We start from the raw sequence: 20,754 nt of genomic DNA, 5'->3' as shown, positions 1-20,754 counted from the left end.
TTGGTTTTCAATTGTGATCGACATGTGAGACCACGCTCTGTCGATTGCTTTCTCGCTCAAGTGTTTCCGATGATCCGAAACATGCGCGGCCTTCTTATCCGCGACGTATTTAATGACCTCCCTCCGCCGCACCGGTGTTCCATGTACCGCGATCGCGAGACCTTTCAGATATTCCGAGAGGGAGACGTCGGCGTCGTCCCGAAATCGCCAAGGGGTCCCAGTGAAAGGAGGTTGCCCCTTTAGCGAGAACACAGCAGCGATGTTCGGGAGCCGATCCCCGGCCCAAGGGTAGTTACCGCACGTCAAAAGCACGGCGGGGTGAATAGGGTCGAAATCCAGCATCCGCGCGAGAACTCTCAGGCCCGAACTCGGGATCAAGAGGCGTCCCGCGTTGAACAAGTCTCTCTCCGATAGCAAACGCCGCAGAATGGTACTGCGACCGCGGATTCAGCGGGCAGTTCCGCCACATTTGTGGTCATCTCCCTGGTCACGAACCGAAAATCCTCCACAGTTATCCGGGCAAGATCAAACTCCGCTTCAGAGAGAAGGCGATCCGGCGATTTTAACCGAAAGTGCGGCTTGACCAAATATGAGAACAGTGGCGCTTTGGCTGGCTTGTCCATTAGCAATCCTCAAGGACTAAGCATGCAGCATACACGTCTCTGGTCGGGCTTATGGGTCGAAAAGTTCGGCGAAATCGCCATTTTCTAGCGACGGTTGTCGAGGTTCGGCCATGTGGGTGCCACCCGGCCCTCCGGCGGGTGGCCAGGGGCAATCGCTAAGGCCGACACTGTGCACTGATCGGGGCGAGCGGCTTACCGCGCCTTCAAGGGTAACTGCTTGGAAGGCGGATCGACAAGCTGCTCGCCCGGCGTGAGTCGCCTACATCCAAGCCTGCAGCCATTTGAGGCCGAACGCACCGGGCGCGAGTATCCCTGTCGCCCAGAGGATCGCCGAGGAGACGTTGGCGATCTGGAATGTCAGGACGCGCATTTCGCAGATACCTGCAACCAGCGGAACGGATGCCCGCAACGGACCGGAGAAGCGGCCGATAAACACCCCAAGCCCCCCCAGCGTTCGAAGAATCTATGGCCACGCGGAAGCAGATCTGGGTAACGCTTCAGTGGCCAATAGTGCGAAACCCGGTCTCCCAGCCGCGTGCCAACCCAGAAAGACAGCCAATCGCCAAGTGCCGCGCCGACGATAGCGGCGAGCCACAACGGCCAGAACGCGATCCCACTTTCGCCGATCAGAAAACCGATGCCAACGAGGATCACGGTCGCGGGAAGTAAGAGCGAGATGAAGGCCAGCGATTCGCCGAAGGCCAGCATGGTCACGAGCGGAATGCCCCATGCCTCATGCGCCCGCATAAAAGCGATGGTCGCTTGCGTGATCTCGTCGAGCCTCGGGCTGATCGGCATCTCCCAGAACGACATCTTCAAAATCCTCACCATCGTCTCGATCGTTGGCATTCCGCCGACCCTAATCGCGGGCATCTACGGCATGAACTTCAAGACCATGCCCGACCCCTATGGACTGGCCATGATCGCTTTCAGCGCTATCATTCCGTTGGTTGGTTCAAGTGGCGGGGTTGGTTCTAAATATCGGGATTTGTCGCCTTGGTAGGGGTGAAGCAGGAAACCCCATGGCATCGACCAGGAACTGCACCTTATCGGAGAGATGGACCTCATAATTGTCCAGCGAAGCCACGTCTTGCTTCAGGCCGTTCATTCGCGACGCTACCTTCTCGTCGCCCCAGTCCCCGGTCATCGCGGACGCGAAATCGATGGCGCGCCCCAGGGCAAGCAAGGCATCGCGCTTTTCCGAGAGATAGTCACCCAGCCGGCCGACATGGCGCAACTGGGCGCGAATAACCTTGTTTGAGCGGATCGCCTTACGGCCCTGGCTGTCCGGCACGTGGAAGGCGGCGGCAGAAAGGGTGCGCAGGTCCGTCGACTTCGTCGCCCGGCGAGGCGCGCGGCACCGTCGAGACCTGCAGCGGCTCCAGCGTCTCGCTGCCTTGGCGCCTGATCTCGAATTCGAGGCTGGCGTCCTCCGACGGAAGCGGTCGCGAGCCGTGAAAGCCCAGCAGCACTAGGAAAACGTGGCGCCGGCTGGTCTCTCGCATCCTTGACCGCGCCGGCAGCGGAGTGGCAGCAGTCACAAAGAGCCTGATTGTCACCCTGAAACAGCTGAATGAGTAACTTATCTCGGCTTGTCGCAACCATAGTGTGGTTGACCCGGCACGCGCTCCGGATTTATTTTGGGAATTATCCGATCGTGACGTCGATTTCCATGCTGGAGGCCGCTATGCGGATAGGCACTTCTTTCTTGGTGCTGGCGACTGTGCTGGCGTCTTCAAATTCGTTCGCCGACCCTGTCCAAACGTCAGAAGACATCGTCAAGTTTTTCGGCAATGCGACTGATCTGGGCCCGTCGCGTGGAATATGCATCGGCACTGAAGACGAATGCAAGAGCAAAGCGGACGCGTCAGTGCCAACCGGCCTCGACATGTTGATCAATTTCAGCCTCGATTCTGCTGAGTTGCAGCCGGAGGCGCGAACAAAACTCGGCGAATTTGCCAAGGCGCTGAAAGACAACCGTCTAAGGGCGCATAACTTCATCGTCGAAGGCCACACCGACGCCTCGGGCTCGGCTATCTACAATCAAGGACTTTCGGAACGACGGGCGCAATCAGTGACGGCATTCCTCCTATCGAACGGAATCGAACCGTCACGCATCAGGGCAATTGGCGAGGGCAAAAGCCATCCGAGAGTCGCCGATCCCTACGACCCGGTCAACCGGCGGGTCGAGATGCGGATAAACTTGCCATAGTCATATTGGACTGCCGGGGGGTTTCGTCGCGTTGACATTCTCGCGGGACGTTCTGAGTTCAATGGTGCTCGAATGGCACTTAGGCCAACTCTAGAAAATGCCGCCTTCCGAATTTCGCCACCAATGTCGGGCTCTGCTCCGTCTGCGCGGCGCCTGACCTGCGGGTGATGGTCTGCCAACGCGCTTAACCGCGCGGCGGCCAGCGTTGATTGCTCACCCTTGACCGTCAAGAAGGGCTCGCAATTCATCGAGTTTGGTGTTTACGAACCAGCCGTAGTAATTCTCCACCGGCAGCTTTCGTCCGGATCCCTTTGCCGCAGCTTCGCGAAGTTCGGCTGCGCGACGTTGCGGCTGGCCGACATTGTAGAGCGTTGCTGTAATGCCCGGATTCCCGGAAATATCGAACCCCTCCTCGGCATACGCGTCGATCGCCTCCCGCAGGATGGCGGTCGTGTAGATCACGCTGCGCTTCGGATCCATGATGTCGCGGTAGATTGCCTGCGGCCGATCGGGTGAGAGCTTTTCAAAGCCGCTCACCCGATTGACCAGGTCGGTCACTTCCAGCGCCGCCAGAGGGCTGATCTGGCCAAGCCCGAACGTCTGGCCGGCGAAGAACGGTTGAAAGAACGCCCTTTGAAAGGTCACGTTCTCATAGGCGACATTGCCGACAGTTTTTCCGAGGAACTGTGTGTTCCAGACGTCGGTTCGGCAGCTCCACAGTGCCGAACTCCCTTTGGCAGGGGTGCAGCCGGAAAATTCCGGGCGATTGACAAACGACTGCAGCGAAATGCCTTTGTAGCGGAATTCGAAATCCGCGTTGGCGTATGCCAGGGCCTTGACGTAGTAGGTTTGCGCCGCATCAACGCTGCTGACGTTGTAGGTATGTTCGCCGACAAGCGCGCCGATAACGTGGATCGGATCGATACCATAGGCAGCGGCCGTATCCTTGATCTGTTGCACGAGCTTTTTATCGTTACTCAGCAACGCCAGAATCTTGTGATACTTGGCGTCGTAAGTTGTCTTGAAAGCGCGCGTCCTATTCGCTGACGCTGCGGGAATCGGCGGCTGCTGCTCGAACCGGTTTCCGGGAGGAACGACGGTGAGGCCCTTCGCGAGGGCTTCGAGGCCCAATCCGTTGGCAAACACCAGGACAAGGGCGGTCAGCGCCATGAGCGCGTGCCTAGTATTTTTCATGTGTCGCCCCCCGATGAGCAGGGGATACACCCACGCTCGCCGCCCGTTCCCGTATGAACCAATCAAGCTCGATCAGCGTGGCACGCCGGTTGTCAACGCATGACCGCGATCGCCGGGCATGATCGCGCCCTGGGTGTGACGTATCGGTCACTATGCTGGTGCTGACGCCAGCAAATCGTTCGCGGGACCGGCATCTCGGCCAACCTGTTGCCTTGCGAATCTTCGAACACGAGTCTCGCGTTGATCGAGCGTACCGCCCTTGGACGGTTGCTTTTCACCCTAAACGTTATGATCGGTCCCGTCCGTCCAGGCTTAGCGCACCAAGTTCAGTAGTACGAGCTTGTCCGACCTTCCGCTCAAGCAGTCGCATTGGTGTATCTGCCGTCGGTCCTTGCTACGGATCGCTGCAACATAGTGGTCGAATGCACCTTTTCGTTCCCGCTTCGCAGATGCTAAACGTTCGCTATGCTTTACATTGAACTCGCGACCGTCGTCGTCCTGATCTGCATCAACGGCCTGCTTGCAATGTCGGAACTAGCCGTTGTCTCGGCGCGACCGGCTAGGCTCAAAGGTATGGCCGAACGAGGCCTGAAGGGTGCCAATCGTGCGCTGGCGCTTGGTGCCGATCCCGGAAAATTCCTATCGTCTGTCCAAATAGGGATTACATTGGTGGGCGTGCTTTCCGGGGCCTTCTCAGGCGCTACGCTGGGCGAGCGCCTGTCATTTGTCTTGGCCGCTAGCGGCGTGCCCGGCAACATTGCAGACGCCTTGGGTGTCGGTATCGTAGTGGCAGTCATCACCTATGCCTCTCTGATCGTGGGAGAACTTGTTCCCAAGCAGATTGCACTTCGCAATCCGGAGGGCATAGCAATGCGTGTAGCTCCGGCGATGACCATCGTTGCGAAAATTGGCGCACCGCTGGTGTTCTTACTGGATTTCTCCGGTCGTGGTTTGCTGTGGCTCTTAGGCCAGAAAGGCGAGTCCAAGGAAAAAGTCACCGATGAGGAAATCAAAATGTTGGTTGCCGAAGCCGAGCATCACGGCACCATCGAGGCAGACGAACGCCGGATGATCGCGGGCGTCATGCGTCTGGGAGACCGGGCGGTGCGCGCCGTTATGACACCACGGACCGATGTGGACTGGATCGACATTACCTGGGAAGAAACGAGAGTGCGCAAGGCGATCATCGAGACGGAGCATTCTCTGCTGCCGATTGCCGAAGGTACGGTCGATGCAATGATCGGCGTCGTGCAGACCCGCAAGGTACTGGCGGGCATGCTCAATGGGCAGAAGGTCGATCTCAGGCCTCACCTGCAGAATGCGCCGATCGTGCACGACCAGGCGGACGCGCTTGATGTGCTGACAACACTGAAAGGAGCACAGGTGCCTTTGGCCCTGGTCCATGACGAGTACGGTCATTTCGAGGGCATTGTGACGCCGGCCGACATCCTCGAGGCGATCACAGGCGTGTTCCGTTCCGATCTGGAAGCCGAGGAAGAGACGGCCGCCGTGCAGCGCGAGGATGGGTCATGGCTGCTTGCGGGGTATATGCCCGTTGACGAGATGTGTGATCACCTTGCCATCGAGCTCCCAGAAAATCGCGATTATGAAACAGTTGCCGGTTTCATCCTGTCGCACATGCACCATTTGCCGGCGACAGGCGAAACGGTCGAAGCGGACGGCTGGCGGTTTGAAGTCGTCGATCTTGACGGCAGACGCATCGACAAGGTCATGGCCAGCAAATTACCCAGCGGACGCCGGCTCGCTCGGCATTAAATCAATGATCGCGCAGGATGGCAGCCGCATGTCTCTTACTGCCGTTCGCGACGATTGATTCACGCCTTGTCGGGCAGAACGAGCGTTCCGAAGGCGCACATGCCAATTCGACCATGGACCGTGTCGCATGGATCAAAGTATGAACGACAACCATCAAGCTGCAAACCGGGAAGAAATGTAGGCGGCTAGCCTCACACACGTATTGGGTGCGTGTTCGCTTGCGCATCACCGGGTATCAAAGCTAATGGAAACCCGGAGAGGACTTGGCTGCTTCAGCAGGTGAAAAGTGCTGCCTTTCTCACGGTTCTATGTCGCGTCGTGCCTGCTCGCAATTATAGCGCTGGTCGCCGTTCTCGAGCTCGGCCTACTTCCGGCACTGCTTTCGGGCCTTCTCGTGTTCAACCTCGTTCATTTCGCCGCACCGATGCTCCATCGAATCGGCGTCTCCAACAGCCTGACGAAAAGCCTTGCGTTGACCTTGGTGGCATTGATTTTCACGCTCCTGATAGCCGCCGCTATCTTTAGCGGCGTGTCGCAATTGACTGGCGGTTCGGAGAACGTCGTGACGCTCCTCAAGAAGATGGCCGAGATCATCGATACCGCGCGTGTCCATCTCCCGACCTGGGCGATGGCCTATTTTCCGTCGAATATCGAGGAACTGGAAGTCTTCGCGGCCCGGTGGCTCCGCGAACATGCCGGCCAGCTTCAACTCGTCGGGCGAGATGTCGGCGTCCTGGTGGTCCACATTATCGTCGGCATGGTGATCGGCGGCTTGATCGCGGTGAACTCGGCGGCGCCATCGGGCGAGCCCGGCCCACTGGCGATCGCGCTGGCGGATCGTGTCAAAATTCTGAGCAAGGCTTTTCGCAACATCGTGTTCTCGCAAATTCGGATTTCGGCGTTGAATACATTTCTAACGGCGATCTATCTCGTCGCTGTTTTGCCGTCCTTCGGAATCGATCTGCCATTCATCAGGACGATGATAGCGCTGACTTTCGTCGCCGGCCTTCTGCCGGTCATCGGCAATCTGATCTCCAACACCGTGATCGTCGTTGTCAGCCTCAGCATCTCCTTCCTTGCAGCGCTCGGCTCGCTTACCTTTCTCATCGTCATTCACAAGCTCGAATACTTCGTGAACGCCAAGATTGTTGGAACGCGGATCAACGCGCGTGCCTGGGAGCTTCTTCTGGCGATTGTTTTCATGGAGGCCTGGTTCGGTATGCCGGGTCTTGTCGCCGCGCCGATCTATTATGCCTATCTGAAGGCTGAACTCACGATGCGCGGGCTAATCTAGGATTGGAGCAATGCCCGATCGAACGAAATCGGGTCGCGTCGATGGTTAACAGGCCAGCTAGCATCAGGCTCATTGATTAAGACGGAAGGCGACGGCGGCTGCGATGCAGATTGCCGAGAAGACGGTGTGTGCGTAGCGGTCAAATTGGGCGCGATGCGCCGCTAGTCCTTCAGCTTGGCGAACATGTTCTCGATCTTGTGACGTTGGCGGCATAGGGTGTTGTCGTCGTCGATCGGCTTGTTTCCGCTTTTGACCGGTGGGGTGCATTTTGAGTATCCATCCGGCGTGTCGCGCCTTGTTCGGGTGATGAACGAGTGGTCTTAAGCGTGCTCTTATGAGCGCACTTAGGAGCAGTTGATGGGTCAGATCACGTTGCTCACAGGCCCCGAACGTCGGCGGCGGTGGAACGAGGCGGAACGGCGCCAGATTTTGGAGGAGGCGTTTTCGCCGAGACCTGTGTGACGCAGGTGGCGCAGCGGCATGACGTTTCGACGCCGCTGATCTACACGTGGCGCGCAAGCTGTGCGAGCACGTCCCGGACCCGTGCCTTACAGAGGCGGTGGTTGTCGATGACGACGTCGGCCATCCACTGGAGCACCGGCCGGCTATTGTCGTGGAGGTGGTAAAGGGCGGCCGGGTGAGCATCTTCGCGGGAGCGACGCCCACGCTGGTTACGGCAGTGGTAAAGGCACTGCGGTGATCCCGCCGGGCGCGCGGGTGTGGCTGTCGATGGGTCACACCGATATGAGGAAGGGCATGCAGGGCCTGGCTTTGCTGGTGCAGCAGCACCTGAAGCGCGATCCCCACTGACGAGCGCTCAGCTGGCGTGTTTGCTCGACGGGATTGACTGGCGCAACCCGCAGTACAGCTGGCGTCCGGTGAGCGCGGGATAGGACACGGATTTCCTCAGCCAAAGCGGCATTTTTCGGTTGCACCGAGAGACAGTGTGCTGATTCATTTCGGTCATGGAAGCCGCCATTTAGCCCCTGCCGGACGATGTCGAAGCGCTTAAGGCCCTGGTTGTTTCGATGGGCGCCGAACTTGCCGCCGCGAGGGCTAAGGCGTCGGCCAGGGAAGCTCTGATCGGGCACCTCAAGCTTGCAGATCGCCAAGCTCAGGCGCGAGCAGTATGGCCCCAGCGCCGAGCGCAGCCGCCGGCTCCTGGACCAGCTTGAATTGCAACTCGAGGAACTCGAGGCCACAGCCAGCGAAGTTGACCTTGCCGCCGAAGCGGCGGCGACCAGGACGACCAGTGTCACCGCCTTCGAGCTTCGAGCGCAAACGGCCAGTGAAGAAGCCGTTTCCCGAGCATCTGACACGTGAGCGCATCGTCATCCCCCGCGCCATGTTCGTGTCCGACTTGCGGCGGGACGCGGCTTTCGAAGCTCGGCGAGGACGTGACCGAGACACTGGAGGTGATCCCGCGTCAGTGGAAGGTCATCCAGACGGTGCGCGAGAAGTTCTCGTGCCGGAACTGTGACGATCACCCAGCCGCGGGCGCCGTTCCATGTCGTGCCGCGTGGCTGGGCAGGTCCTGGCTTGCTCGCCATGCTGCTGTTCGACAAGTACGGCCAGCATCAACGCTTAACCCGCCAGGCTGAACGTTTCGCTCGCGAGGGCGTGCCACTGAGCCTGTCGACGCTCGCCGACCAAGTTGGCGCGGCCACTTTCGCGCTCATGCCCCTCTATCGCCGGATCGAGGCTCATGTTCTCGCCGCCGACCGATTGCACGGCGACGACACAACGTGCCGGTCCTCGCCAAGGGCAAGACCGATATCGGCAGGCTGTGGGTCTATGTCCGCGACGACCGGCCCTTCGGCGGCGCCGATACGCCCGCCGCGCTGTTCCACTATTCGCGCGACCGCCGTGGCGAACATCTGCGCTGTTCGCGTTCGCATGGTTTCGGAGCGACCCCAAGAAAGCTTAAAGCGCCAGATAGAGCAAGGCTGCGGCTCCAGCGCCGATGCAATAGTACGCGAATGGCTTGAGCGTGTCCGTTTCAAAGTATTTGAGCAGAAAGCGAATTGAAAGAAATGCGGTTCCGCCAGCACACAAGGCGCCAACAACCGCCTGACCCAATCCTGCGCCGCCATTTGTGAAAAGATCGGGGACCTTGAGCACGGCAGCCGCCAGAATGATTGGGGTGGCCAGCAGGAATGAATAGCGGACGGCGTTCTCGTGAGAAAGCCCACAGGCGAGCCCACCGCTCATGGTCAGTCCGGTGCGAGAAAATCCCGGTATCAATGCGAAACATTGCGTGATGCCGATGATGACGGCTTGGATCCATGAAAGGGCAGCAAGCTTCCCGTCATCGTGGGCACCTTCAGTCGCGCCGCGCGAACGCAACACTTCGACGACATAGAGCATTGCGCCATTCAGTACGAGCACAGCCGCGACGAGTGTCGCGGCTGCAAAGAGCTGCTTCAGTCGCTCTTCGAACAGAAGCCCAAGGAGTCCGGCCGGAATGGTGCTGACGATGAGAAGCCATCCCAGCTTGGCATAGGTGTCATCGGCGCGGATCTCGTGTTGTTTGAGGGAGCGGAGAACACCACCGATGATGCCTAGCCAATCGCGCCAGAAAAAGCCCAGCAACACGAGAGCCGTCGCCAGGTGCGTCAGCACCAAAAAGGCGACAAATGCATCGCTCGATCGGTCGACGGGCCAGCCAAGCAGGGCAGGGATCAGAACGGTGTGTCCCAAGCTCGAAATCGGAAAGAGTTCGGCGAAACCCTGCAAAAGCCCCAAAACGATCGCCTGGAAATAAGTGATCATAGGTCCGTAATCCCGGAATCTTGGTTCCCCAAAATAACCTCGATACCAGCTTTCAAGGGGGTGACGGTATCAGGTGCGGCCATTGGCCTCTCCAAATACCTCGTGGCGCTCATCGCGAAGTGCAGTCGTGATCTAAAAGGCGCTCGGCGGCGGAGTGCTCCCAGTTGGCCAGAATGTAAAACCCTGGCCTGGCATGGGCCAGTTCGGCCCCAACAACGACGATATTTACCCGATGCATGGCGCGCCGAGCCTGCGGCAACCCGGCAGCAACAATGCCGGCCACGTTGGTGGCTGCCAAATCCGGCCGATCGACCGCCTTGATCCAGTAGCGTTTTCCCATCAGCGCCAGGGGGAACAGCTGCCATGGGCCTTCGGTCTTCGGCCCGGTCGAGGCGAGTTTCTTTTCTACCGATGCTGCAAGGCAATCGACGTGGATGTGGAACTGATCCTGGGACCGCGCAGTTCTGGAATTCACCGCCAGGGCAACCGCCGTTCGTGGCAGATATCGTCCAAGGCTCGCCGAAACCCTGTTTCGAACTTCCCATGCCCGATGCCAGAGTTGGGCACTGTCCTCCTCACGGACCGGCGGGCTTTCAATACCGGCAACAGCCGCAAGTGGCATCAACAGAAACTCGGTCCGAAATCGGGGCGACTTGATGAGAGCCGACCCAGGTGCGCCCTGTTTGGGCAGGACCACTTCCTCGCAAGGGAAGGCGCTGCCAAGATGCGCCGCGGCAAAAGCGCAAGTCTGCACAACCTGCCAGAGCGCGTTGCGATGCGCGGGAGCGGAGCCGACGCTACTGGCCGACACCGTTACAAACAATGTCAGCAGTGCCCGGAGGACCCTGTCCCGAGCCAAAAGGCCCCACAAATGGCGTTGGATGGTCATGGGTAGCGGAAACCGGCAGGGCAAGATTGCCAACAATATCAAAGCTTCTGGACGACAATGATGGAGGAACTGCGACCTGCAACCGGGTATGTAGCAGCCGAAATGTCGGTCACGAGGCTTGGAGACTGAGGCTGCGTTCGGCGGAACCGGGATGGTATCGGTGGAGCCGCTGTTTGACTCCTTGAGATGGTTTCGTTCAAGCGGGCTGTCGCCCTTTTGGTGTCAGATCACCGGTTGGATGCGGTGGACGCCAACTTTGAGTCAGCGCTCTGTTCAGCAGCCGGATTGCGATCGTTATCCTTCCCTTCGATGGCCTTATCAGCGCTTTGCGATACACTTTCCATTGAATTCTTTAGCACCGAGCGGGTTTCCTGCAGGTCGAGTTCCTTCTCGGCTTGTCGAACGGCGTCGTCAAACTGCTTTCGAAAATCACCAGCGATCCGATTGAATGTCTTCATCATTGCCCCCGCCGATCGCATTACTTTTGGAAGCTCCTCTGGTCCGAAAACAACGAGCGCCACCACAAAGATGACCACCAGGTGGGTCATGCCAAGTCCGAACATCGGTAAGTCCTCTCGCGCACATCGCCGGCAGTGACAATCTCTCCGCGGTTTTGCGTCGACCTATCGGGTAGCGGTTCGATCGACACCGCCGAGCCTGCCATCAGACCGCCTCGCGTGGGCCATTCCAGTATGCGCCGCGCGATTGTCGTCCATACTTCGCGCCATGTGGCACCACCCGTCAACCCGAATATCAAGCCATGCTCACCAGCAAGCGGACACCACGCCGGAGCGGATGGCACACGGCCTTTTCTGACGAACTCGGCGGATTACGGGTCATTTCAGTCTCGGGAGCAGGAACGAGGGGCGCCCCCATCGTGGTCACCGGGGAACTTGAATCGGTTGATCCCGTAGCCCTGACCATACGGACCATCCCGCCGGTTCAACCCTTCGGGCACTTTGGCAACTACGCCGCGGGTTTCATTCCCCTCAAGATCGTCGCCCTCAACAACAGTCGTCACGCCTGGGTCGAATTCGAGCTGGAGTTGCATTAGATTCTCAACAGCCGAGCGATTTCGGCGACGGGCTTTGGTTCGACAAGGCACGCCGCGGGACGGGTCCAATTTTGTCAAGCAGTTTAGCCGGACCTCACGACCGCCTCCTGTTCCGCAAAGGCGAGGTCGATCCGTGTAGCGATGGTGCGGACTTGGTCAGGCCTGCGAGCACAACCAGTTTCCCGGATGAAGGCCATTACTCGTCAAGACACCCACCCAGGAGGCGTGCTGAAAATTCGGTTCTGGGCGAATTTCACCGTTCACAAAACTGGGTCGGTGGCAGCGAGTTACTGCGCAATAACGTTGCTAATCTCGATCATGTTTGAGCGCACGCGCAACATGTAGAAGCCAATTGTCGTTAGGTGATTCGGCAGCAGCCAGCCGTCCTCGCGGCCGTTGGCGATGATTAAGGGCCGGATGCGCAGCGCCGAGACGAACTGCGCATCCATGGTGTCCCACAGGTTCTGCAGGTGCTTTTCCTTGATCACGTCCTCGAAATCGGCCTGGGCGCCCTTCATCAGCCCGTAATAGGCATAGAGCTGACCATAGGAGAACCAGAAGCGGTCGTCGGCGCGGAAGTCGAACCAGCCATTGTTGTGGTTCTCGGCGCGTTCCTTGAGGATCGCCGAGGTTGAGCCGATGTCGGAGGAGATGCGGTCGATATACTGTTTCAGATTGTCGGCTCGGGCATCGAACGTCGCCTGGCAGGTGGCCAGCCGAGCATTGAAGGAGCGCAATTTGCGAACCGCGTCACGATAATAGCTCGGCGTCGGCGTCTTGGGTCCGAACGGGTTGAGGCCGAAATACCAGGTTTCCTCATCGAACTGCAGATTGCCGCGCGCATCCTGTAGGTCGGTGTCGATCTGCGATGTGGTGCGCACGCGGCCGAGATTGTCGGCAAGCTCGGTGGAGGTGCGCCGCACCGCCTGGTTGATGCCCCGCTGGAACGAGGCCTTGTTGTCCATGAACGGCGTGTGGTCCCAGTCGATGCCGAACAGGCCGAGTTTGTAGAGGATCATCGACGAGATCCAGGCATTCTGGTTGACGTTGAAATCGGTGAGGTCGGCCGCGACCTGGGCGATACCTGAATTGCCGCAGGTCTTGGCGGTTTCGGTGCCAGCGCCGGCCGCGACCTGTTCGCCGGCGGAAATGTTGCGGTTCTCGAAGGTGTATTTGTCGACGTAGTTAGGGTCGAACTTGTTCCACCACTGGGTGGCGTAGAAGAAATTGGCGTAGAGACCGATCAGAACCAGCAGCGCGAGGCCGACCGCCGCCTTCAGGATCCAGCCGCGCTGTGTGTACCAGCGCCCGGCCCACAGGAACGGCCAAAGGATCACGCCGATGGCGAGGCCGATGCCGCGGCCGATCCACTGGAAGATGCGGGTGAAGAAATTCACGATCGGATCAAGCATGGCTCTCGTTCACCCCTTCAGCATGATGCCAAAAAGTTGCAGACTTTTTGGATAACATCATGCGCCAAAACAATAGGTTAGAACGAAATGACGGCTCATTTCGTTCTAGTCAGTCAAGCCGTAAAGGCGCGTGCGAAACGCCACCTTGTCCTTCAAATATGTGGTTTGCAGAACGACGCGCTGCATAGACCATCCGTCCCGGTTTTCAAACCGCATGGTTATCGGCACACACCATACCTCGCCTAGCCATTCGCACACGACAGGCAATTTCGACGCTTTTTATGAGCGCGCCTTCGTGCCAGTTTACTTCGTTCTGATATCGATAGACGTTCGCCAAATGCAAGCAGTGTGCCTCTGCGAGATGCCCGTCTTGACGTTTGAGACTGCCAACATCATCTAGTGTTCGCTCAGCCCCAGACTTCTGGCTCTGTGCGAGTTCGGCCTCAAGTGGTTGCAGGCGCGGACGTGATGGGCACCAAAGGCGGACCGTCATTGTCGGCCTCTGGCAGGGGCAGGAATCAATCGTAGGTGCCGCGAACGGCTATGCTCCCGGTTCAGGTCGAGTTCGATATCGAAGGCAAAACAATCGGCAACTCACGAGCAATCCGGCAGTTTCGTCTTGGGCTAGTTTAGAACCTGATACAGTGCGCCGCTGGCACAATCGTAGTAGCCAACCCGCCGCTGACAACTCTCGGGCAGATTTCTAGTGCGACAAAAGGACAGGCAGGCGCAGATCGCCAAGAACGCTTTTGGTTGCTCCACCCACGACAAAATCTCTCATCCGGGAATGGCCGTATGCACCCATAACAAGCAGATCGGCGCCCATGCTGACAGCGCGCGCCTGAAGCGTAACGCCAATGGGGCGATCTTCGAGGTCGATTGAGATCCCCTCAGCGGGAAAGCCACGCTTTCTCAGGCTCAGGGCGAGGCGTTCGCCAATATCGCGCAGCGACTTTTCGTCTGTCACTGTCAGTACCGTTATCTTTGAGGCACATTGCAGAAACGCGTGCGCATCGGCAACGGCCCGGGCCGCAACGCGGCTACCATCCCAAGCGATGATGACATGATCGATCGCACCAACGTTTGCGTCTTCCGGCAGAATTATGGTTGGGCGACCCGAACCAAACAGGACCGCATTAACGGTCATGCGCGCAGTCTGGTTATTTGGCTCCAACCCAATCAAAGCAAAATCGAAATAGCGTGACTGAGTTGCCGCAACATCGCCGATAGATGCTGGCTGAACAGCAATCTCCTCGGTTGTGAGGAGCGATCCGACGCGTGCCGCTTCAGCTTTCAATGCCTCCAGCAAATCGAGCCCATGCTTGCGGCTGGTCGCTTCTGTCTCCCGGATCATTTCGGGAAGATCGATCAAGTATCGCGAAACCGGATTGGAAATACCCGGAATATCGACATTGATCGTCAATGCATGAAGTGCGGCACCAACGTGCTTGACCACCGCGATTGCGTTTGATGCGATTTTGGTGGAATTCGCTTCCGGATACGTCGCCAGAGGAAGTAAGGCAATTTGGCTCATCAGACCTCAACCCCGTTATTTCGACCGCCGTCGACCATTGGCCCAATGCGTGTCACATTCAAGCCAGCCATTTCAGTCTACAAAAACTCAGACGACCGAGGGTTGTTACTGCCTATCCAAGGCGATCTTGCGCCGCGCCGATTCCGTCCTGAACGACTGTGGCTATAATGGCAGGCATCCAGGAACAGAGATGGCAAATGACGATTGGCCTGCTTGTTGCCATGAGCGCAGTGCCGCTCGCAAGCATTGTTTGAACAGTAGCGGTAGCCGATGATGTGGCCGCAACCCAGCGGTTCACGATCCGCGCCGGGGAAACCACGTTCCGCGACCATCCTGCTAAATCAGGATACCAGCCAACTTGGATGCTGGGGAGGCTGCGACACAACTTGGAGCACCCGACGCGCCAGTATTGTGTCCCCCACATCATGTCCGACAGGACGCGACATTTGAAGATGCAGTAGGTCCTCTTTTTCCACGATCGTGTAGGATTTTCAGTTACCGACAGGATAATATGCTGAATGATGAAATGGCACTTTGCTTTTCGCGAGCGAGGTACTCCAAAGCTGAGCACGTGGGGACGTGATCAGGACCCGACTTCGCAACTGAGCTTTGGCGTTCAAAGGAACCAAACGCGTGAACCATCAGGCGGTGGAGCAAGCTGACACAAGAGCGGGAGGGGTTGAAGCTGTCGATCGCGCGCTTTCGATCCTCGGGTGCTTCACAGAGCATGACGAGGGTTTAAGCCTGGCTGAGATATCTTCTAGAACGGGCCTATACAAAAGCACGATCCTTCGGTTAACGGAATCCCTTGTCCGCAGTGGCTACATTGTTCGCATGGCGGACAAGCGCTTTGCTGTCGGCCCTACGCCGATGATATTGGCCTCATTCTACCGTCGTCGTTTTAAGATAGAGGCATTCGTTCGGCCTCTCCTTTTGAGCCTTGTCGAACAGGCGGGTGAAAGCGCATCGTTTTTTCGAAAGGAGGGAAATGACGGAATTTGCCTATTTCGCGCAGACTGTCGTCATTTGATCCGTGATCAAATCCGAGAGGGTGATGTGCTTTCGCTTAACGGTCACGCAGCTGGCCAAGTGCTTGCACGGTTCAGTACCGCTAAGCCTAGGACGCGAACAGCTCTTATGGCGAAGATTCCGTTTATATCGCTCGGGAAGGGAGATTCCGAAACAGCTGCGATGGCCGTACCGGTTTTTTCAGGCAGCGAGGGCTTGATCGGAGCGCTGGCTGTTTCTGGGCCGCTGACCAGATTTACGCCGGAAAAGTTGGTCAGCATCAGACCGCTTTTGCTGGGTTTTGGCGAACGTCTATCGATATCCCTTGCGAGCAAACAATATGCACAAGCGCGCTTATAGAATGGTCGTGACCAGCACGTGTCTGCTTAAGGGAAGGGGAGTAGCAGTTGGGGCGGATTGGTGGCGAGCGAGGCTCCAAGTCGGTTACTCTCTGCTCTGTGGCAAGTGGTCCCGCCAAACATGACTGGAATCGACATCGGCCCCTTGCGGACATGACTGCCAGTGAGCGTCCAAGCATAATGCGCACCAATCAAAACGATAGTGACGATCTGATCCGCCGCGCTTTGGCCGCGTTCAATTCCGGCAATCATCGCCAAGCGATCGATGTGTGCGAATTGGGCCTGAAGCAGCACCCAGGCGACCCGGCGCTTTGCCATCTTCTGGCGGCTGTATTGTTCGCCGAGGCAGATCTGCCGGAGGCTCGTGCGCGCATCGAAGCAAGCCTTGCCACTCGACCCGACAATGCGCCCGCCTTGATACTGGCATGCCGGATTGCCCGGGCCGAAGGCAGGTTTGAAGCGGCGTTTCAGTTCCTGGACCGCGCGGCAAGACTGTCATCTCAGGCGGAAATGCTCGTCGAACGGGCACGCACCTTCGATCAAGCAGGCGATGCCCCTGCGGCGAGCGCGTCCTGGACACTTGTCTTGCAACGGGATCCGAAATCCGGGGAGGCAGCGGCGCGCCTCGGGCGCCTTGCATGGCAGCGCCGAGCGGCTGTCGAGGCGGAAGGTCTGCTCGAACGCGCAGTCGCTGGCGGCGGGCATCCGTCGGCCTGGTTCGACCTCGGGCTGGTACGTCAGGACATGCGCAAGTTCGGCAGCGCTGCACAGGCCTATCGACGCGTGCTTGAGATGAGCCCGGCGCCCCGGAAGCGGCTGTCAATCTGGGTGTCGTCCTGCAGGAAACCGGCGACCTCGACGAGGCCATGGCAGCGTATTCATTAGCCTATGGTCTCAGCTCATCCACCTTCAGCGTCATCGCCATGGCGCTGACGTCGGCGCCAAGGGGCCGGTTGTGGCTTGATCAGAAAGCGCTGCGTCGCTCACTCGCTGGCGGAGCGTCCCCGCCTGGCGCGAAACCGCTTGCGGTAGACGCCGGGGGTAGTGTCTCAGTTTGAAATTTGAAATATGCGAAAGCGCCTATCCCGGTTTGCCCGCATAGGCGAAAGCGCCTATATGCTTAGCGCAAAGCATGGGAGGACGGAGTGCATTTTGTAGTTACCCCGATAAACCGACCGTCCGACATGGGATTCTGGCTTCAGGCGGAAAGCCCTGAAGAAGCGAGGCGATTGGTATCGCTTAACGTGCCACAGATGGGCAACGCGACCAATGCGGCCTTTGCTACATGCTACAAAGATCGGACCCATTCACCGGGTTACGGCGTGATCGTAGAAGGGTCTGGACGCACCTACACAATTACGAAGCGGGATTGATGGACGATGCCGACCGGACCTAAAGGCCAGAAACGCCCCGCCGACGTGATCGGCAATGCCGTCCGCGTCATGCGCATTGCCACAGGCGATGAAGACGACACCGTGCAGGACGACGGCAAGAGCGCCGCCGCCAAAGAGCTTGGATCCAAGGGCGGAAAGAAGCGCGCCGCCAACATGACGCCAGAGCGGCGCGCCGAGATCGCCAAGAAGGCAGCTGCAAGCCGTTGGAACAAGCCCTAGATTAGGCGGGAACCGTCATCACTTTTGCCATCGTCTTGCGTGGGCTTGGATGCCTTGGTTCGCCGTTGCATCTTTTTCACGAACAGCTGCAGGTGTGCCTCTAGGTCTTGGAAGCTCTCAAACGAGAGAGCTTCTGGGAACGAGATCACAACGTCTCCCTCGTCCAGCGTGATGACTTCCTGTCGCATCCCTGACTGAGCTTGCTCGGCGTTCTTTTGCGCAATGTTTCGGGCCCAAGAAAATGGCTTAGCTTTGGGATGCTGCTCTGCAGTCTGTTCGGGTTCCATTTGGGCATCCTCCTGCGTTTGGGCAGGTGGATTATAGGCCTTCGGGGAATCGGCAACAAGGGCCAATGTGGCGAGATAGTTCTGCGTAGCCTTTCCAGCTGCCTCAGGCGTGAAGTCCATTTTGATGAGGGTGTATTTTAGAACTCCCTCGCTCGGTGTATCCGGAAACCGGCCTCGGAGTTCTTTGAACAAGTTCGGTCGAAACGCGCAACGCTCCATCGCGTCATGGCGCTCATCCGCGTCTGCGGGCGCATTCAGCAAAATGATAGCGTCCTCGCTGACGCGGGTGTCGTCGCCAGTTCCCTCCATAAGGCCATAGGCCCGCAACGCGCCGATTACGCCAAGAGCGCGGCCGTTGAGCCCGCCATAGCCAAGATGCTGGGCCAAGATCAAACGAGGCATCTTGTTGCGCTTTTCTTTCAGGAAGACCGGCTCAACGGCCTCGATGGCCGCGCCCAGGTCGATAGCCGGATAGTTGGGACTACGAGTGGTGGACATGCGTGCGTCTCCTATGGTGGACGACTTATCACATGGAGTTATCCACACGTCAATGGAAGAAATCTATCCAATAATCCAATCCACCCTCTTGCAGGGCCGAACGAACCATGTCTCTATGCTGGGCAGTGACAGGAGTTCGAATTATGCTGAGAAGAGTTGCTGGCCCCGGCAGTAAGCCGACCGATAGTCGGGGCCAGTCCAAATAGAAAAGCCGCTACCCGGCCCCGGAAAGGAAAGGTAGCGGCTTTAGGTCGGCGACAGGCGGCTGGTGAAAGACCGGCCGCTTCGCACCCGTAGCTCAGCTGAATAGAGCAAGCCCGTCGCACGGCTAGGTCGGGGGTTTAAGTCCCTCCGGGTGCTCCACCCAAATCACTACGGCTGTCGCTACCTAACATAGTGACAGCCGTTTGTGAATCCTAGGTTTATGTGAATATCATGCTTGACACTAAGCATAAAAGTTCAGATATTAGGGGCATGAACAAGCTGCCTCTCAAAACCCGCGTCCAAATCCTCTCCATGCTTTGCGAGGGATCGTCCATGCGGTCGATCTCCCGCGTCGCCGACGTTTCGATCAACACGGTTTCGAAGCTGCTTGTTGACGCCGGCAAGTTCTGCGCCGATCTGCACGATAGCGAAGTCCGCAACGTGAAGTCCAAGCGCGTCCAGTGCGATGAGATCTGGTCGTTCGTCGATGCGAAGGCCAAGAACGTTTCGGCCATGAAGCAGCCGGTTGACGGCGCTGGCGATGTATGGACTTGGACCGCTTTGGACAGCGACAGCAAGCTTATCATTTCCTGGCTGGTCGGCGGTCGTGACGGCGAATATGCGCTGGCGTTCATGGACGACGTTAAGGACCGTCTTGCTAATCGCGTCCAGCTTACGACGGACGGCCACCGCGCCTATCTCAATGCGGTCGAGGAAGCCTTTGGAGCCGACATCAACTATGCGATGCTGATCAAGCAGTACGGCGAGCCGGAAGGCAAGAAGACCTCGCCAGAGCGCCGCTATAGCCCGGCAGTCTGCACTGGCGCGACCAAGACGCGGATTGAAGGCAATCCGGACCCGATGCATGTCAGCACGTCGCATATCGAGCGCGCTAATCTCACGATGCGCATGGCAAACCGCCGCTTTACGCGCCTCACCAACGCGTTCTCAAAGAAGTTTGAAAACCATGTCCACATGGTCGCGATCTACACGGTTTGGTACAATTTCATCCAAATGCACAAGACGCTGAAAATGACTCCGGCAATGGCCGCTGGCGTGTCTAAGACGCTCTGGTCTATGGACGATCTTTGCGAGAAGATGGATGCTGTTGCACCGAAGCCGGGCAAGCGAGGGCCGTACCGAAAGAATGTACAGGCCTAAAAAGACTGACCCCGGGAGCATGCTTTGCAGCAGAGGCCGACCCGGGGTATACCGGTACAGATATATAGAGTTTCACGTTAAGGACAAGTGAACAATTTGCGAACGCCTGCAATAAACGTATCGCTGGAACGCACGATCTCGCGTGACAGGCTCACCAAGTACCTAGGTGCGACAGCGGACGAGCTGGACGCATCATTGGCATTGTACGAGCGCAACACGCGGTTGTCCGAAGCTATGTACACGCCTTTGCAGAGTTTGGAAGTCTGCCTCAGAAACAGCGTTAGCCATGAAATGGGGCTCGTCTATGGCTTGGATTGGCTGACCAACGGAACGGCACCCCTTGCCCAGAACGCACTGGACTCGATCACCCATGCTCAAGACCAATTCGCCGCGCCAACGATCAGCGACTTGGTTGCAGAATTAAAATTCTCGTTTTGGGTCGGTTTGACGGGGCCAGGATATGATGAGACCATTTGGCGGAAGGCTATCTACAAGGCGTTTCAAGCGGCAGGCGGAAAGAAGCGTTCACTAGTCCATGGTCGTTTGAATGCGCTTAGGCGCTTCCGCAATCGCGTAGCCCATCACGAGCCAATTTTTGCCTCAGCCGGCAGATTGCATCAGGAATGTCTTGAGGCGATTGGCTGGATGTGTGCTGATACGCGCGCATGGGCCACACACCACACACGGTTCCCGGCCGTATTTGCCGCCGCTTAGATTTCAAACTGAGACACTACCACGCCGGGCGTTGACAGGACATCGGCGACCGTCTGCGCATAGGATGCCTGTCGCTTTTCGTCGAACACTTCGTATTCGAGCTGCGGCGCGGCCCGCGGAACCGCAAAGGCGCTCGGGGGTGGTTCTCAC

The 20,754-nt window shown here is 58.1% G+C and carries 19 protein-coding genes, 1 tRNA gene and 3 pseudogenes; 13 read left to right on the top strand and 10 right to left on the bottom strand.

Going from position 1 to position 20,754, the window contains the following annotated elements:
- Positions 1 to 882: 882 nt before the first annotated feature.
- A pseudogene (locus tag NKH38_RS21270) lies at positions 883 to 1,421 on the bottom strand (DedA family protein).
- Between NKH38_RS21270 and NKH38_RS21265 the strand changes: the two are divergent.
- Positions 1,402 to 1,601: pseudogene (locus NKH38_RS21265) on the top strand (CorA family divalent cation transporter); the annotation flags it as partial. The pseudogenes NKH38_RS21270 and NKH38_RS21265 overlap by 20 nt on opposite strands.
- Here the strand turns inward: NKH38_RS21265 and NKH38_RS21260 are convergent.
- Both NKH38_RS21260 and NKH38_RS21255 read right to left on the bottom strand, forming a co-directional pair.
- Positions 1,579 to 1,917, bottom strand: a complete 339-nt coding sequence (locus NKH38_RS21260; protein ID WP_352763236.1) for a magnesium transporter CorA family protein — start codon at positions 1,915 to 1,917, stop codon at positions 1,579 to 1,581. The pseudogene NKH38_RS21265 and the gene NKH38_RS21260 sit on opposite strands and share 23 nt — an antisense overlap.
- Entirely contained in the window at positions 1,895 to 2,128 is a 234-nt protein-coding gene (locus NKH38_RS21255) for a hypothetical protein (RefSeq protein WP_352763235.1), read from the bottom strand. The genes NKH38_RS21260 and NKH38_RS21255 overlap by 23 nt, the downstream gene beginning before the upstream one ends.
- 182 nt (positions 2,129 to 2,310) lie before the next feature.
- Between NKH38_RS21255 and NKH38_RS21250 the strand changes: the two genes are divergently transcribed.
- Entirely contained in the window at positions 2,311 to 2,835 is a 525-nt protein-coding gene (locus NKH38_RS21250; protein ID WP_023682876.1) for an OmpA family protein, read from the top strand.
- A 213-nt stretch (positions 2,836 to 3,048) separates the two neighbouring features.
- Here the strand turns inward: NKH38_RS21250 and NKH38_RS21245 are convergent, their stop codons facing one another.
- Positions 3,049 to 4,005, bottom strand: a complete 957-nt coding sequence (locus NKH38_RS21245) for a DUF1402 family protein (RefSeq protein ID WP_352763232.1) — start codon at positions 4,003 to 4,005, stop codon at positions 3,049 to 3,051.
- 489 nt (positions 4,006 to 4,494) lie between these two features.
- Here NKH38_RS21245 and NKH38_RS21240 point away from each other — a divergent pair, with 489 nt between their 5' ends.
- From NKH38_RS21240 to tnpC, 4 genes and pseudogenes are all read left to right on the top strand, one after another.
- Positions 4,495 to 5,805, top strand: coding sequence for a hemolysin family protein (locus tag NKH38_RS21240; protein WP_352763230.1), 1,311 nt, complete (start codon positions 4,495 to 4,497; stop codon positions 5,803 to 5,805).
- Positions 5,806 to 6,091: 286 nt separating this feature from the next.
- On the top strand, positions 6,092 to 7,099 hold the full coding sequence (locus NKH38_RS21235; protein WP_352763229.1) for an AI-2E family transporter: 1,008 nt from the start codon (positions 6,092 to 6,094) through the stop codon (positions 7,097 to 7,099).
- Between the two features lie 729 nt (positions 7,100 to 7,828).
- Positions 7,829 to 7,909 carry an IS66 family insertion sequence element accessory protein TnpB gene (gene tnpB / locus NKH38_RS21230; protein ID WP_352763321.1) on the top strand — a complete coding sequence of 27 codons (81 nt, stop codon included), beginning with the start codon at positions 7,829 to 7,831 and terminating at the stop codon, positions 7,907 to 7,909.
- Between the two features lie 218 nt (positions 7,910 to 8,127).
- Positions 8,128 to 8,976 (top strand): annotated as a pseudogene (tnpC, locus tag NKH38_RS21225) (IS66 family transposase); the annotation flags it as partial.
- 46 nt (positions 8,977 to 9,022) lie between these two features.
- Here the strand turns inward: tnpC and NKH38_RS21220 are convergent.
- The 3 genes from NKH38_RS21220 to tatB all read right to left on the bottom strand — a co-directional run bounded on the left by NKH38_RS21220 (position 9,023) and on the right by tatB (position 11,323).
- The gene (locus NKH38_RS21220) at positions 9,023 to 9,871 is read right to left on the bottom strand and encodes an undecaprenyl-diphosphate phosphatase (RefSeq protein ID WP_023672580.1); all 849 of its coding nucleotides are present in this window, start codon (positions 9,869 to 9,871) and stop codon (positions 9,023 to 9,025) included.
- Positions 9,872 to 9,980: 109 nt separating this feature from the next.
- Positions 9,981 to 10,760 carry a CDP-diacylglycerol diphosphatase gene (locus NKH38_RS21215; protein WP_023672581.1) on the bottom strand — a complete coding sequence of 260 codons (780 nt, stop codon included), beginning with the start codon at positions 10,758 to 10,760 and terminating at the stop codon, positions 9,981 to 9,983.
- Positions 10,761 to 10,987: 227 nt separating this feature from the next.
- Positions 10,988 to 11,323: a Sec-independent protein translocase protein TatB gene (gene tatB / locus NKH38_RS21210; RefSeq protein WP_023682870.1), complete on the bottom strand. Its 336-nt coding sequence runs from the start codon at positions 11,321 to 11,323 to the stop codon at positions 10,988 to 10,990.
- 197 nt (positions 11,324 to 11,520) lie between these two features.
- Between tatB and NKH38_RS21205 the strand changes: the two genes are divergently transcribed.
- Entirely contained in the window at positions 11,521 to 11,814 is a 294-nt protein-coding gene (locus NKH38_RS21205; RefSeq protein ID WP_352763225.1) for a hypothetical protein, read from the top strand.
- A 287-nt stretch (positions 11,815 to 12,101) separates the two neighbouring features.
- Here NKH38_RS21205 and NKH38_RS21200 read toward each other — a convergent pair whose 3' ends face one another.
- Positions 12,102 to 13,226, bottom strand: a complete 1,125-nt coding sequence (locus NKH38_RS21200) for a DUF2333 family protein (RefSeq protein ID WP_352763222.1) — start codon at positions 13,224 to 13,226, stop codon at positions 12,102 to 12,104.
- A 703-nt stretch (positions 13,227 to 13,929) separates the two neighbouring features.
- Entirely contained in the window at positions 13,930 to 14,760 is an 831-nt protein-coding gene (locus NKH38_RS21195; protein WP_352763220.1) for a universal stress protein, read from the bottom strand.
- Positions 14,761 to 15,393: 633 nt separating this feature from the next.
- Between NKH38_RS21195 and NKH38_RS21190 the strand changes: the two genes are divergently transcribed.
- The 3 genes from NKH38_RS21190 (at position 15,394) to NKH38_RS21180 (ending at position 17,740) form a co-directional block, all read left to right on the top strand.
- Positions 15,394 to 16,128: an IclR family transcriptional regulator gene (locus NKH38_RS21190; protein ID WP_352763217.1), complete on the top strand. Its 735-nt coding sequence runs from the start codon at positions 15,394 to 15,396 to the stop codon at positions 16,126 to 16,128.
- Between the two features lie 179 nt (positions 16,129 to 16,307).
- On the top strand, positions 16,308 to 17,012 hold the full coding sequence (locus NKH38_RS21185) for a tetratricopeptide repeat protein (protein ID WP_352763215.1): 705 nt from the start codon (positions 16,308 to 16,310) through the stop codon (positions 17,010 to 17,012).
- Between the two features lie 494 nt (positions 17,013 to 17,506).
- The gene (locus NKH38_RS21180) at positions 17,507 to 17,740 is read left to right on the top strand and encodes an RNA-binding protein (RefSeq protein ID WP_352763213.1); all 234 of its coding nucleotides are present in this window, start codon (positions 17,507 to 17,509) and stop codon (positions 17,738 to 17,740) included.
- Here NKH38_RS21180 and NKH38_RS21175 read toward each other — a convergent pair.
- Positions 17,737 to 18,525, bottom strand: coding sequence for a hypothetical protein (locus NKH38_RS21175; RefSeq protein ID WP_352763211.1), 789 nt, complete (start codon positions 18,523 to 18,525; stop codon positions 17,737 to 17,739). The two genes, NKH38_RS21180 and NKH38_RS21175, sit on opposite strands and share 4 nt — an antisense overlap.
- A 287-nt stretch (positions 18,526 to 18,812) precedes the next feature.
- Between NKH38_RS21175 and NKH38_RS21170 the strand changes: the two genes are divergently transcribed.
- The 3 genes from NKH38_RS21170 to NKH38_RS21160 all read left to right on the top strand — a co-directional run bounded on the left by NKH38_RS21170 (position 18,813) and on the right by NKH38_RS21160 (position 20,604).
- Positions 18,813 to 18,888 (top strand) — tRNA-OTHER (locus tag NKH38_RS21170).
- Between the two features lie 111 nt (positions 18,889 to 18,999).
- Positions 19,000 to 19,890: an IS1 family transposase gene (locus NKH38_RS21165; protein WP_352763209.1), complete on the top strand. Its 891-nt coding sequence runs from the start codon at positions 19,000 to 19,002 to the stop codon at positions 19,888 to 19,890.
- Positions 19,891 to 19,977: 87 nt separating this feature from the next.
- Complete coding sequence (locus NKH38_RS21160) at positions 19,978 to 20,604, top strand: Abi family protein (RefSeq protein ID WP_352763206.1); 627 nt, start codon at positions 19,978 to 19,980, stop codon at positions 20,602 to 20,604.
- The last annotated feature ends 150 nt before the right edge of the window (positions 20,605 to 20,754 follow it).

Source organism: Mesorhizobium sp. M1078, from assembly GCF_040318615.1.
In the GTDB taxonomy this organism is placed as follows: domain Bacteria; phylum Pseudomonadota; class Alphaproteobacteria; order Rhizobiales; family Rhizobiaceae; genus Mesorhizobium.
This window is presented reverse-complemented; position numbering and strand designations above follow the sequence as displayed.

Excerpts from the sequence above, each read along its gene's own strand:
- NKH38_RS21255 (WP_352763235.1), bottom strand. The coding sequence starts at position 2,128 with ATGCGAGAGACCAGCCGGCGCCACGTTTTCCTAGTGCTGCTGGGCTTT.
- NKH38_RS21250 (WP_023682876.1), top strand. The coding sequence starts at position 2,311 with ATGCGGATAGGCACTTCTTTCTTGGTGCTGGCGACTGTGCTGGCGTCT.
- NKH38_RS21245 (WP_352763232.1), bottom strand. The coding sequence starts at position 4,005 with ATGGCGCTGACCGCCCTTGTCCTGGTGTTTGCCAACGGATTGGGCCTC.
- NKH38_RS21240 (WP_352763230.1), top strand. The coding sequence starts at position 4,495 with ATGCTTTACATTGAACTCGCGACCGTCGTCGTCCTGATCTGCATCAAC.
- tnpB (WP_352763321.1), top strand. The coding sequence starts at position 7,829 with ATGGGTCACACCGATATGAGGAAGGGCATGCAGGGCCTGGCTTTGCTG.
- NKH38_RS21220 (WP_023672580.1), bottom strand. The coding sequence starts at position 9,871 with ATGATCACTTATTTCCAGGCGATCGTTTTGGGGCTTTTGCAGGGTTTC.
- NKH38_RS21215 (WP_023672581.1), bottom strand. The coding sequence starts at position 10,760 with ATGACCATCCAACGCCATTTGTGGGGCCTTTTGGCTCGGGACAGGGTC.
- tatB (WP_023682870.1), bottom strand. The coding sequence starts at position 11,323 with ATGTTCGGACTTGGCATGACCCACCTGGTGGTCATCTTTGTGGTGGCG.
- NKH38_RS21205 (WP_352763225.1), top strand. The coding sequence starts at position 11,521 with ATGCTCACCAGCAAGCGGACACCACGCCGGAGCGGATGGCACACGGCC.
- NKH38_RS21200 (WP_352763222.1), bottom strand. The coding sequence starts at position 13,226 with ATGCTTGATCCGATCGTGAATTTCTTCACCCGCATCTTCCAGTGGATC.
- NKH38_RS21195 (WP_352763220.1), bottom strand. The coding sequence starts at position 14,760 with ATGAGCCAAATTGCCTTACTTCCTCTGGCGACGTATCCGGAAGCGAAT.
- NKH38_RS21185 (WP_352763215.1), top strand. The coding sequence starts at position 16,308 with ATGCGCACCAATCAAAACGATAGTGACGATCTGATCCGCCGCGCTTTG.
- NKH38_RS21180 (WP_352763213.1), top strand. The coding sequence starts at position 17,507 with ATGCCGACCGGACCTAAAGGCCAGAAACGCCCCGCCGACGTGATCGGC.
- NKH38_RS21175 (WP_352763211.1), bottom strand. The coding sequence starts at position 18,525 with ATGTCCACCACTCGTAGTCCCAACTATCCGGCTATCGACCTGGGCGCG.
- NKH38_RS21165 (WP_352763209.1), top strand. The coding sequence starts at position 19,000 with ATGAACAAGCTGCCTCTCAAAACCCGCGTCCAAATCCTCTCCATGCTT.